Source organism: uncultured Shewanella sp., from assembly GCF_947495455.1.
Classification (GTDB): domain Bacteria; phylum Pseudomonadota; class Gammaproteobacteria; order Enterobacterales; family Shewanellaceae; genus Shewanella.
Window position 1 is genome coordinate 1 of record NZ_CANLZC010000132.1, and the last position, 13,037, is coordinate 13,037.

5 protein-coding genes are annotated in these 13,037 nt (G+C 39.8%); 2 read left to right on the top strand and 3 right to left on the bottom strand.

Features of this window, described 5'->3' with window-relative positions; translation table 11 throughout:
- The first annotated feature begins 506 nt into the window (after positions 1 to 506).
- Together Q0791_RS22425 and Q0791_RS22430 are read left to right on the top strand one after the other, a co-directional pair.
- A complete protein-coding gene (locus tag Q0791_RS22425) occupies positions 507 to 2,612 on the top strand; it encodes a neutral/alkaline non-lysosomal ceramidase N-terminal domain-containing protein (RefSeq protein WP_299011374.1) in 2,106 nt (701 codons plus the stop codon).
- A gap of 249 nt (positions 2,613 to 2,861) precedes the next feature.
- Positions 2,862 to 4,022: a tetrahydrodipicolinate N-succinyltransferase N-terminal domain-containing protein gene (locus tag Q0791_RS22430; RefSeq protein ID WP_299011376.1), complete on the top strand. Its 1,161-nt coding sequence runs from the start codon at positions 2,862 to 2,864 to the stop codon at positions 4,020 to 4,022.
- A 154-nt stretch (positions 4,023 to 4,176) separates the two neighbouring features.
- On the opposite strand, the gene Q0791_RS22435 is transcribed toward Q0791_RS22430, so the two are convergent.
- The 3 genes from Q0791_RS22435 to Q0791_RS22445 all read right to left on the bottom strand — a co-directional run bounded on the left by Q0791_RS22435 (position 4,177) and on the right by Q0791_RS22445 (position 12,592).
- Positions 4,177 to 8,064, bottom strand: coding sequence for a hypothetical protein (locus tag Q0791_RS22435; protein WP_299011378.1), 3,888 nt, complete (start codon positions 8,062 to 8,064; stop codon positions 4,177 to 4,179).
- Between the two features lie 338 nt (positions 8,065 to 8,402).
- Positions 8,403 to 11,507: an efflux RND transporter permease subunit gene (locus tag Q0791_RS22440; RefSeq protein WP_299011381.1), complete on the bottom strand. Its 3,105-nt coding sequence runs from the start codon at positions 11,505 to 11,507 to the stop codon at positions 8,403 to 8,405.
- Positions 11,508 to 11,509: 2 nt separating this feature from the next.
- On the bottom strand, positions 11,510 to 12,592 hold the full coding sequence (locus Q0791_RS22445) for an efflux RND transporter periplasmic adaptor subunit (RefSeq protein ID WP_299011383.1): 1,083 nt from the start codon (positions 12,590 to 12,592) through the stop codon (positions 11,510 to 11,512).
- Positions 12,593 to 13,037 lie beyond the last annotated feature (445 nt).

Here is a 13,037-nt window from a genome sequence, read left to right on the forward strand (position 1 = left end):
CACGCTGTTCAAAGCCTTGCCTAAAAGGCTTTTAATTCCAGCTGAATCCTGCATCTTCAAGTATCACGGGTATATTCTTAACTTGTACTTATAAATACTATAAGTATGAAATTGACCTTTGCCTTAGAATGGTTATTTAAGTTCTAATGTTTACTTTAACTTGCTTTAATTTACTTTGATTTACATTACTTCCTTTTTGTTAACATATCTGTCTATTTTGCTTGCAGAATATTCTGCATGAGTGCGTCGTTTAAATATTACTTTCAAGTGCTTGCCATCACTTATTCAATATAGGTGACTTTGTGTTAAATGTTGTAAATTCTCATTTTCATTACATATATGAATATTAAAAGTCTTTATTATCGATTTTTTGTAATTTGTATTTTAAAAAAGTTTTGAATTATCATGCATAAAGACTTATCGGTTGCTCGATTGTTACATGGATGTGTTTTGGTTACTGATAGCATCTAATAATAATGAATGGCTTTAAAGCCTTGGGATATTGTATGAATCGATTAAATTCTGTACTTAAACCGTTAACCTTAAGCTCTATGTTATTGTCGACGACTATAGCGTCTTCTTTTTCTGCTCAGGCGGGGGATTGGATCGTGGGAAGTGGCATGTATGACATCACTGGACCTGCTGCCGATAGAGGCATGGTGGGTTATGGTGATACGGCGCAAACAACGCAGGGCATTTTTACGAGACTCTGGTCTCGCGCCTTTACCATAGGTGCTGCGGGAACGGATGACTTTGTGGTTTTTGTGAGTGCAGATCTTCAAGGTATTCCTCAAAGTGTTCATCAAGGTGTTATGGCTAAAATTGCAGCCGACTCCAGCTTATCTCCTTATTTGAATGAAAAAAATGTCATGTTAACCGCCACCCATACTCATGTGGGGCCAGGAGGCTACGACCATACGGTTCTGCTTAATTTAAGTGCCTTAGGTTATGATGAAGATAATTATGCGACGATAGTGGATGGTATTTATCAGTCGATTGCCAGTGCTTTTAGCAGTAAAGCCTCTGGTGATATTAAGTTTGCTCAAGGGACGCTTTTAGACGCGAGTATTAATCGAAATAAAGATGTGTATGCCTTTAATGCCGACAAAGACGATTATAGTACCGATGTCAATGACACTATGACAGTATTAAAATTGGTCAAAGACGATGGCAGTGAGATTGGCATGATCAACTGGTTTGCCGTACATAATGTGTCGTCGCCACAAACTTATCGCTATATTAGTGGTGATAATAAAGGCATGGCGAGCCAATTATTTGAAAAGTCAAAAGGCACACAGCCGCCCTTAAAGATGGGTTTTGTTGCCGCTTTTGCAAATAGTGATGAAGGGGATGTTTCGCCTAATGTGTGTGGCCCACAGGACGGCTGCATGGATACCACAAAAGAAGATGTGATTTTATCGGCGACTAAACAATATAATATGGCGCTGTCTTTGTATGATAATTCAACCTCATCACTTGCGGGAGCATTAAATTACCGTTTTCAATATGTGAAAATGCCTGGTTATCAAGTTGATGGAAGTTTTACTCAATCTGGCAATGCGCAAGCATTGTGCAATGGTACTGTGGGATGGTCCTTTACCGCTGGAGCGGGATGGGACGGCCCTTCAAATATGGAGGGGATCTCTGAGGGGATGACTCAAGATAATGAAGGGACTTACTGGAATAAAAATGACACATTAATTGGCAATGTATTAGCCGGATATCCATTGCTGGGACTATTAGATGCGTTTTCTAATATCGCTACCGGTGATGATGAATATGAAGCCTGTCAATATCCTAAACCAACCTTTGTTAATGCCGACTTAACCGATAATATTGCCTTATACACAGACACTTTGCCTTTTCAGTTATTTCAAATTGGTGATTTAGCCTTGGTGGGGGTTCCCGGGGAGATGACAACCATGTCAGGGCGCCGATTGCGTAGTGATGTATTAGCAGCACTTGCAGGCAGCGGTGTAAAACATGTTGTTATTGCTGGTTTAGCCAATGCTTACAGTGGCTATATCACCACGAATGAAGAGTATGATCAGCAGTATTATGAAGGGGCACACACAGTATTTGGGCCGGATTCCTTAGCGGCTTATCGTCAGATTTTCACTGAATTGGCCGACTCTATCGCACAAGGCTCTGTGGTGAGTGAGGGGCCTACTCCGATTAATCGTGAAAATGATCAACTGATTTATTCAATTGGTGTGGTGTACGATGACAAGCGTCTATGGGAGTCTTTTGGTGAAACCACAAAAGATGTCTCTTCAAGTTATAAGCGTGGCGATACCGTGTCGGTGAAGTTTCGTTCGGGTCATCCTCAAAATAACTTTAAGACCATGGAAGCTTTTTTTGAAGTTCAACGTAAAGTCAATGGTAATTGGGAAACACTATTAACAGAAAATGATGCCAGTACCTTATTTGTGTGGATCCGTGATACCGACGCAGATTGCAAGGCCTGCTCTGATGCAAAATTAGAGTGGGTGATTGATAATGATATGCCGACGGGGACTTATCGTATTCGCCATCATGGTTATTGGAAGAGTGGTTGGAATGGTTCATTAAACAGTTACTCTGGCAAGTCTAGTAGCTTTGAAGTGAAATAGTTTACTTGATGATCGACATAAATGCCTTTCAAACTTAGGCTTGAAAGGCATTTTTTGTTATCTATTTTGTTATGCTTTGTTGATAAAAAGTACCTGTTTTTTTGCAGTCTTTCTTGAGAGTAGACTTTACCTTAGTCGAGGTTTATCCTGCTGCTACTTATTTTCATTATTTGATACTAGCCCTGCGGTGTAAAGGCATGCTTTATTACCGCTCAGTTAATTCATTATTTAACAGCGTAAGAGATTAAAATGATCAGCACAAAAGAAGCATTTAGCCAATATGTCACCGAAATCCAAGCCGATAGTCAATATCAGAAACCGTTAGCATTTGGTATCGGTGTACGTCGTTCTAAAGGTGACGCTACACTGGATGTGCTGTTTCCTTTGATAAATTTCGATGCTAACTTTGGCACGGCTGCAGTCTTGTTAAAGGCTACGGGTTTTCAGCAAAGTAATGGTTTTGTTCCTTTATCTGCTGATACCCTTAATGAAGTCTTTAATCAATTTGCGCCTTTTCATGATGCTTTGGGGGATCATGCCAATGTGCAGCTGCTTAAAACATTAGTGGATAACACTGAGCCTGAAAACCATTATGGTCATACCGATGTGGGGGTTTTCTATTTATTTGATGGCGAACAAGCTGTGGCCAGTGCCGAAGAAGCTTATTTTAAGCTACAGTGTTTATCGCAACGTAAAGTCCAGCCCCATGGTTTATGTCTTGATGGTGCATTTGGTCAATTAACTAATGTGGCTTGGACAAATATGGGCCCAATGTTACCAGCGGATGTTGAAACCCAGCGGGTTAAATATTTACTGCAAGGTAAGCCTCTGACGGTGACTCATGTTGATAAATTCCCCTATATGCTGAATTATCATATTCCAACGGGTGTGCGTGTTGCCGATGTGGGCCGTGCTCGATTGGGGGCATATTTAGGTGAAGGGACGACGGTCATGCCAGCAGGTTATGTGAATTTTAATGCAGGCACTGAAGGGAATGCTATGGTTGAAGGGCGCGTTTCAGCTGGTGTTTTTGTTAAAAAAGACAGTGACATTGGCGGCGGAGCATCGATCATGGGCACTTTGTCTGGCGGTAATAATAATGTCATTAGTATTGGCGAGAAATGTTTATTAGGGGCCAATGCTGGTACGGGTATTTCATTAGGTTTTGGTTCGACCATAGCAGCAGGTTTATATATTTATGCCGGAATGAAAGTGTCATTGTTGGACGCGCAAGATAAGCCCGTAGACTTGGAAGGGAACGCCGTTGCTGAGGGTGAGAATATTGTTAAAGCCATTAGCTTATCGGGTCGTGAAAAGCTGTTATTTATTCAAGATTCTCAAACAGGGCAAGTGTTTTGTAAGCCAAACCCTAAAACCATTGAGCTTAATTCGGCGCTGCACAGTAACTAAAGCGATTAGGTCATTGATTTTAATATAATAAAGCATGCATCGCAGTATTTGTTTGAACACTTTAAGTACTGTTTTGCATGTTTTAAACTAAAATGCCGATCTCAAAGCGTATCATTGAGGAAACATAGGTCTCTCACTTTTACTCTGCTGAATCTTATCTCGAGGAGTTTTCTTCTCTAAATTGTCGCCATAGTTCGTTCTGTTTTCTCAAAAAGATTTTTTTTGTTTTTCCGGTCAGAAAATGCGTCTTTGCATCCTCGTTATTCATAATCTCAAAGATAGCTTGAGGGCTAAGTTTAATTTTGGTGGCTAAATAATGAATGCTTTCGGCATCAACTGCTTGTTGGAATAAGTCATCAAAATCTGTTCTGAGTAATTGGTATTTGCTCGTACGCTCATTTGGAGTAAAGCCTTGTTTTATTGCCAGTATTCTAAGGTTATAGAGGTGTTCATTTTGTTTGCTGGAGAGGAGTGTGTGGCTAAAAGCAAGAGTAATGAGGGCTGAATCAACAAGTGGATCGTCTCCTTTAGCGTTTTTAGTTTCATGTCGTTTCTTTGTTTGCTCTTTAATGTCAAAGTAGGCTTTTTTAAAAATCAGTGTATCTTGCAGGTTTATTTTTCCCTCATAGAGTTCTAAGGCCATTAAAAATTGTACTGGCGTTTTGATGTTGTTAAGGTTTAGCGTGAAAGGGATGTAAGGTTTTTTTTGTGGTTTCTTTTGTGCTGGGTTTTCTTGCTCTTTGTTTTCAGGGATCACATCGAGTGCAGCAGCTGCTTGTTTATGTTTTGCCTGCTCTTTGACGCGTTGCCTTTGGCGATGAATATAGCGAATGATGTTATTAAGGCTTTTTTTTATGCCATTACGTGCCTGTTTTCTTTTGGGTTCATCGTTAAAGTCAAGATCCTTTAGAAAGGCTGAAGTGACAAGGTGAGGTTGGACTCTTACTGCCATTTTTTTGATTACATTAATATTGTTATCTATTTCTTCTTGTTGTCTCAGGGCTAATTTTTCTGGCTTGGCCATGATTGCCCTTGGTAGAAAATGCGTGACGATAACCGAGTAGAGCGGAATCTGATGCTGATGGGCATCAAGGTAGAACTGACGAATACCAGCTAAAAGATAGGTCATGGCAGAATGCTTATTGACATTGATGCTGCCACTAAATTGTGCATATTCCCCCTGTTGATTGGTAAAAATGATAAGCTCTTCAAAGATTTTAAAAATAAAATGCTCTTCTTTAAACAGAATAAGCACATGCATATTAAATTGCAGTAATCGTTTGATGAAAAGCTGCACGCGATCATAACCGTCACTGCTGTGATGATGAAATAGTCCTGTGTATGTCTTTCTGTTATAACGATCAATATACTCACTGAGGCTGTCGATAAGGGCATTGCGAAATCGCATGGCTTCATCGTTGAGTTTAAAATAGAGTATAGGAGGGCGTTGTTGTATTTTATCTATCAGTGCTAATGTGGTGTTGTTTAACCTCATTGGATTCATATTGTTATTTGAGTTATGGCTGACAACATCAATATCACCTTTAAAGTCATCTTTCAATTCATCGTTAATGTCATCATTTGAGTAGTTTCTAGCTTGGCTTGGTTGAAAGGGTGAATTAGATTCTGCTGAATGCTGCTCTTCTGTTAACATGGCCAGCATATCCTCAGTTGTCATAGGGTCTAATACATTGTATGAGTGGAGGTGCAGCCGATGAAATAATATTGATTTGGTGCTCTCTAAATAACCGTTTAAATTATGTACTACGACTTTATTATCATTGGGATCTTCAACAGAGTCATGTAGATTGCTTTGTGTGTTTTTAAGCACTAACGTATTACCTGTACGACTGGTTTTGTATTCCACTTTTAATGCAACTTGATCGTTTGTATAAGCAATAACAGAGGTTTGTATAAAGCCTAATTCATCCAATGTGTCCATCAGGATATGGGCAAAGGCGTCAGAGTTTCTTATTAATAATTTTATTTGTAAATTTTTTTTAGCGTAAGCAGGCAGGGTATCATTGAGTATGTTAGCTAAGTCGATGGGGTTGATGTTTGCATCAGTATTGTTCCCTTTACTGATACTTTGTATTTTATTATCAAGTAAATCGGCATAAATATAGAGTCGTGTAAATTGCTCGGCTTGTTGAAAGGCAAAATGCTTTAATAATGTTGAGGTAATACTCTCTTGTTGTTGCTGTTGGAGTTGTTTGAGCAATTGATTCTGTTTGTATGCAAAATTGTCATTTGCAAACAAGGAAGTATCATCAATAGTTAAGCCAGTATGCTTATTATCCGCCGTTAAGTGAGGCGGGTTTATGCCAAAGCTGGTTGTTCTGCCACTTGGTTCGCTTAAGGGCTGTGAACGGTTTGAACGACTTTGACTAAAATGCTTTTGCTCATTTTTTTGTGTGGTTACATTTATCTGGTGGGTATTGACTGTGTTAGAGTTTGATTGTTGGGACGGAATACATTGAATATAAGGAATGTGATTGGTATTTAATGCTCGGCTGTGACCTTGATTATTCAGGTTAATAGTCTTGATATTTTGAGAGTGATGCCTGCTTTTAAAATCGAGAAAGTAGGCATAGTAGAATTTAGATCCACTTTTAGTGGTTAAATCGGGTAATGGCATATCATACAGACTATCACTGGCAATTTGTTGCGTAGTTGTTGTTTTATTAGTGTTTATAGCTTGAATTTGGAAGTTATTAAGATGTTGATAAAATGAAACTTGATTAAATGTGTATTCTGACAGTATTTCAAAAAAATCATTTAATAGCTTAGATGAAAAAACGGCATCTGATTGATTTTCTTCAATTGTAGAGTATTGCAAATAAAAGCTAGCAAGGCTTCTTAATAATGTGTTGATTATGCTTTGAGAGACTTCTAAATGGTATGCATATTGTGAAGTTTGTCTGGTACTATTACAGGAATCTTCCAAGATGGTATGATGATCTTTTATGCAGCTTATGAGATAGTTAATATGTTTTTCTGTATCCTTAGGTTCAGCAATCATTTGACTGGTATGCAAGCTGAGTAAAGATGTGCTGAACTGATTAACGAGAAAGCCGTAGAATGAATAGGTTTCTTTTTCTTCTTTTAAGTCGCTTTCTCTTGTGTCTCTGATGTGGTTTATGATGGGCTCTAGCCCATCTATGAGTGTGTTTCTAAAATGAATCACCTCTTCTTGACTTGGGTTTAATCCTTCTTGGAATGTGTGAATATCGACTCTTTTATCACTTATATCTTTTAAGTAAAGGTTATTAAACTCGGTGAAATCTGATTGTTCACATTTATAGTTTTCATCTCTTATTAAGTTTTGAGCATTGTAATTATGAAAGACCAGTCGATTGTTTCTATCTTCTGTTTTATCGTATTTGTGGTTATAATAACTTGACCTAGCTGCTTGTCCATTATTATAGTCCCCATTTTCCCCATAATAATTGCTTAAGGCATATGGTTTGTTAGGCCACTTTTTAGAATTTATCGATTTTTGTTTTTCGTTATAAGCACAGACTGCCGTATGGCGAAAGCCGCGTTGATGTAATGCATTCATTAAATTTTCAGCAAATTTAACTGAGTTGCAACTCAGTAAAGTGATATACAAATAATGTTGTGCAATGTCAGGGAGAGTTCTGGCTAAAATGTCAGCAATATCATCTGGAGTATAACGATCAATGCGTCGCGTATAGTTCGTTCCTTTAAAATCAAAATCTTCTTCTTTATAGACTTCGCCAAAATAGTTCTTTTTTTCTCTATCAATCCTGTTGGGCTGAGACGATTTTTTAATAATATCAGTAAATTGAGATATAGAGTTATTCTTTCTATTACTATGACTGGCAATATATAATTGAGAATAAGGGCCAGCATTTTTTAATGCTTTTTTTAATATTTCATCAGCAACTTGCCGATTACTTTTAATCGAGTCTACTCGATATTCCTCTGGCACATGTTCTTTGTAGGGAAAGTTAATGCGCATCAATGGAATAACATCATTCAATAACTTGCTTCTTTTTCTTGCATTGTTTTTGAGCATTGAGACTTCTTCTTTTTTTCTTATAAATTGCTTTTGATTTCTGTTCTGATTATTAGAATTTAAAAAATAAGATCTATTTATATACCATCCGGTTGGGTCTTTTGATATCTTACGTCCGCCATGTAAAGTTAAATAATAAGAACGATGAAATATAGGCATAGTGACAACTTCAACTCGTTACAAGACATTTAGCACAAGATGCTCAACTTAAGGAGATCAACATAAGGAGATCACATAAGGAGATCAACATAAGTATAGTCAAAAAGAGTGAGAGTGGGTTTCATCGCTGTAGGTGATTCAGAGTGAAAACGCGCTGCCAAGGGGCAGCGCGCTTAACGTTAAGAGGTTTGAAGTTGAGGATTTTTTTTACTTTTTTTGTAGGGCATTTCAACGCCACAAATATAGGTATAAGTGACAGGAAGCACGATTAAAGTGAGCACTGAGGCAAAGCCTAACCCAAAGATAATGGTAATGGCCATAGAGCCAAAAAAGGCATCGGTGAGAAGAGGCAACATGCCCAGCATAGTTGTAATGGCCGCCATTAGCACCGGGCGCACACGACTCACGGCAGAGTCGACCACAGCTTGATAAGCTTCTTTTCCTAAGCTCAGCTCAAGGTTGATTTGATCCACCAGCACAATGCCATTTTTAATGATCATGCCTGTTAAACTGAGTAAACCTAATAACGCCATGAAGCTAAAAGGCGCATCAAAGAGCAGTAAGCCTGAGACTACACCAATTAAGGCCAGTGGCACAGTAAACCAAATGACTATGGGTTGGCGAACAGAATTAAACAGTAATACAGTGATCAAGAACATCGCCAAGTATCCCATAGGGATAGAACTAAAGACCGACTTTTGAGCTTCTGTCGAGGTTTCATATTCGCCTCCCCATTCAAGCTCATAACCGATAGGCAAAGGGATAGCTTCAATATCACTGCGTATTTTTCTAAATACGGAGTCAGCGGTTTCTTCGCTATCTAGGCTGGGATTGGCCATAACCGAAATCACACGCTTACGATCTCGGCGCATGATAAGCGGATTTTCCCATTGGCTGTTAAAGGCTGAAATCACTTGTGCGGCGGGCACAAAGGTATTGTTTTCTGCGCTCCAAACCTGCAGCTTCCATATGCTATCGACATCGAGGCGTTCTTCATCTGGCGAGCGGGCAATAATGGGCATTAGGTGACTCTTATCACGATATACGCCTACGGTTTTTCCACCAAAATTGATCAGTAACGCATTATCAATATCTTGTTTACTGATCCCTGCCTCACGGGCTTGCGCGTGAGCGATGTCAGGACGGATCACCAATAATTGGTTGCGCCAATTATGCCTTACACTGTCAGCGCTGGGTTCGGCCTTTAAAATCGCTTCTGCTTTGGCGGCTAATTGACGCAGAATAAGCGGATCTGCGCCATAAAAGCGGGCTTCAATTTTAGCGGCCGGTGACGGACCATTTTCAAGGTATTTAAAGCTGTATTGAGCTTGAGGAAAATTCAGGCGTAGATCATGAGAAACCGCTTTAATATAATTATATAAATGCGGTAAGTCTTTCATTTCAATTAGAAGTTGAGCGTAGGCTGGGTAACCTTTTTCGGGAACATAAGGCAGTACAAAACGTTGTGCACCTTGGCCTATTACCGTTGTAATGTTAGCAACACCTAAGTCTTTTTCCCTTTGTTGTTGCCAAATATGTTGCTCTAACTGACTGACAAAATTCTCAGTGGCGTGAATATCTGTCCCTTCTGGCATCCAGACATCAACAAAGAAAATCGGTGTGTTAGAGGCGGGGAAGAAGACATTCTTAATATGACCAAAGCCGAATATGGATAACACTAATGCTGTAATAACGGCGGCTAAAGTCAGTAGGCGAAAACGCATACAAACATTGAGAAGCTGTCGGTAAAGCGTAAACATAAAGCCTTTGTAAGGATCCTCATTACCGCTTTCTTTTACAGTACCATCTTTAAAAAGTAAGTGGCAGAAAAAGGGCGTTAGGCTAATGGCGGTTATCCAACTAATAAAGAGTGAAATGAGTAGCACTTGAAACAGTGATACACAAAACTCTCCCGTTGCCGTATCAGACAAGCCAATAGGGGCAAAGGCAATAATGGCTATAATTGTGGCGCCTAGTAGCGGCCATTGGGTTTGGCTGACCACATTTTTGGCGGCCTCCAGCCGAGTTTGCCCTCGTTTTAACGCGATTAATATCCCTTCTGTGACTACGATGGCATTATCCACTAACATGCCCAAAGCGATAATGAGTGCGCCTAAGGAGATGATTTGCAGCTCGATATTGAGAATACTCATCACAATGAAAGTGCCTAAAATGGTGAGCAGCAATACCACCCCCATTAATAAGCCTGAGCGTACACCCATAAAGACCAGTAAAACGATAATGACAATGGCAACAGATTCTGCCAAATTGATCAAAAAGCCATTAATGGTTTGGTCAACCATTTTGCCTTGATCATAGACTTTATTCAGTTCTATGCCAAAAGGGCGCTCACTGTCCAACTCTTTAAGACGCTTTTCAACGGCGTGCCCAACATCAACCACATTGACGCCACTGGAAAAAGCGATCCCCATGGATAGTGCTGGCGCCCCTTGATTTCGATATAAATGACTTGGAGTTTCATCATAGGTTTTGTAGACTTTGGCGATATCACCTAAATAAACCAGCTGGGCACTGCCCGGTGCACTCACCAATAAGTGTTCCATTTCATTGACGCTATGAAATTCGCCAGTGGGATGAATACGAATGCGGTTATCGCCAACGCGAATACTGCCTGCATTGGATACGCCATTTTGATTGTTAATTAAACTGTAAATATAATCGGGGTTGAGGCCCAGTGCATTGAGTTTTTGCTGGGATATTTCAATAACAATTTGCTCGTTCACTTGACCGGCAATAGTGACTTTTTTGACCCCAGGTACCAGGACTAATTCACGTCTGACAAAGTCAGCATAGTTTTGTAATTCTCGAGGGCTGAAGCCTTGACCCGCAATATTAAATAAAATGCCGTATACGTCACCAAAATCATCAATAACAGAAGGGGTTGCAACACCAGGTGGCAGCTTTGAAATGCTATCGTTCACTTTACGTCTGACTTCATCCCAAACTTGTGGCAGCACATGGCTGGGATAGTTTTCTTTTATTTCTATTTGTATTTGTGACATACCTGCACTGTTAATGGAGGTAATATGTTTAATGCTGTCGAGTTGTTGCAGTGCATCCTCCAGAGGCAAAGTCACTTCTTCTTCGACTTGCTCAGGAGAGGCGCCGGGATAAGCGGTGATCACCAGTGCTTGTTTAATGGTAAATTCTGGAAATTCCAGTTGGCCTAACTTTAAAAAAGATAAACTGCCACCAATTAACAAGAGTAAGGCAAACATCCAACTGATGACTTTATGTTGAATAGCGTATTGCGCAACATTCATTGTTATACTCCTCGCTGCCAATGTAACGCTTTCACTTTCATGTTATCACTTAAATGTTGTATACCCGCAACCACAACTTGCTCGCCAAATTTAAGCCCACTTAGGACTTCAATGCCCTTAGAGTGAACCGCGCCGATAGTCACTTTATTGGCATGGACAGTTTGGGTTGTCTCATCAAATATCCAGACAATACTGGCATTATCACTGTCACGTTTAGCGATTGCTGTTTGAGGTAATATAATGGTGTTAAGGCTATGATCGGCTTTGACTAAATCCAGTGTCAATGTTGCACTCATTCCAGGGAAAACATTAATATCATCAGGTTGTTGTAAACTAAAGGTCACAGCATAGGTTTGACTGCCTGGCGTGATTTCAGTGGAATACTCTTTTAACGTGACGGGATACTGATGTTCAGGTTTGGCATTAAAAGTAATTTTGGCGAGTCGAGCACGTGTTTCATCATAATCTTTGATGGAGGCTGCTAAGGTTTCAGGTACCTGAATGACCACATCTATGGTGGCATTTTTTTGCAATGTCAGTACCGCTTGATTCGCTTGCACGATTTGATGGTTATTAATAATGCGTTTGGCAATGATGCCAGTAAAGGGCGCGTGAAGCTGAGTATAACTTAAGTTGTCTTGAGCATTGGCGAGTGCGGCTCTGCTGGATTTTAATTCGGCTTGTGCGCTATCAAATTCCGCTTGAGAGATCAGCTTTTGTTTAAAGAGTTGGGTTTTTCGTTTAAAGTCGGCGTGAGTCAGATCATAATGTGCCTCGCGGTTTAAAAGGGCATTTTGAGCATCTCTGTCATCAAGTTGGGCCAGTAACTCACCTTTTTGAACCGTTTGCCCTTCAAGTAGAGGTAGGGATACCACTTGTCCAGCGATACGAAAACTTAAGTTAGCTTCTTGATTGGCTTCTACTTTAGCAGGGAAGGTACGGGCTTGTGCAGAATCTATATTGTCAATGGTCATCAACTTTACAGGGCGAATAGGCTCAACGGCCGTGGTGCTGGTGGCGGGATGACAACCGCTAATAAGGGACGTAAGTAGCACGAGTGTTATTGTGCTAAATGAAAATTTCATCCATGGCTCCTAAAATGTCATGTAAAGTATGGTGCTTCAAGCAATAAATTCATTTACCTAACAAATGATTAGATGACTAAAAGCGTTTGTATTATTTTGCCGCAAACTATACCGAAGAGAGACTTGTTATTCAATCCACATAATCGTTAAGGTTTTTCTTATTTTTTGGAAAGGTATAGTGCTTACGAATGAATACGGATTGATAACATAGAGTGATTGCTTTGTTTTTTAATTTTTATCAGTAAGGAATAAAAAATCATCAAGAAGTGCGCATTAACTCTCGCAGCATCTTGATGAAATGAGCCAAAGGCGAGTGAAGAACATGTCGTATGGAGTCAAAGTTGCCAATGGCTCTTAGGGCCTGTTGTTCTTTGGTGGTTAAATTATGTCCGAGATAAACGTGTTTTAATCGCGACGGGAGGGATGACGCCTAGTGATCTAAGCA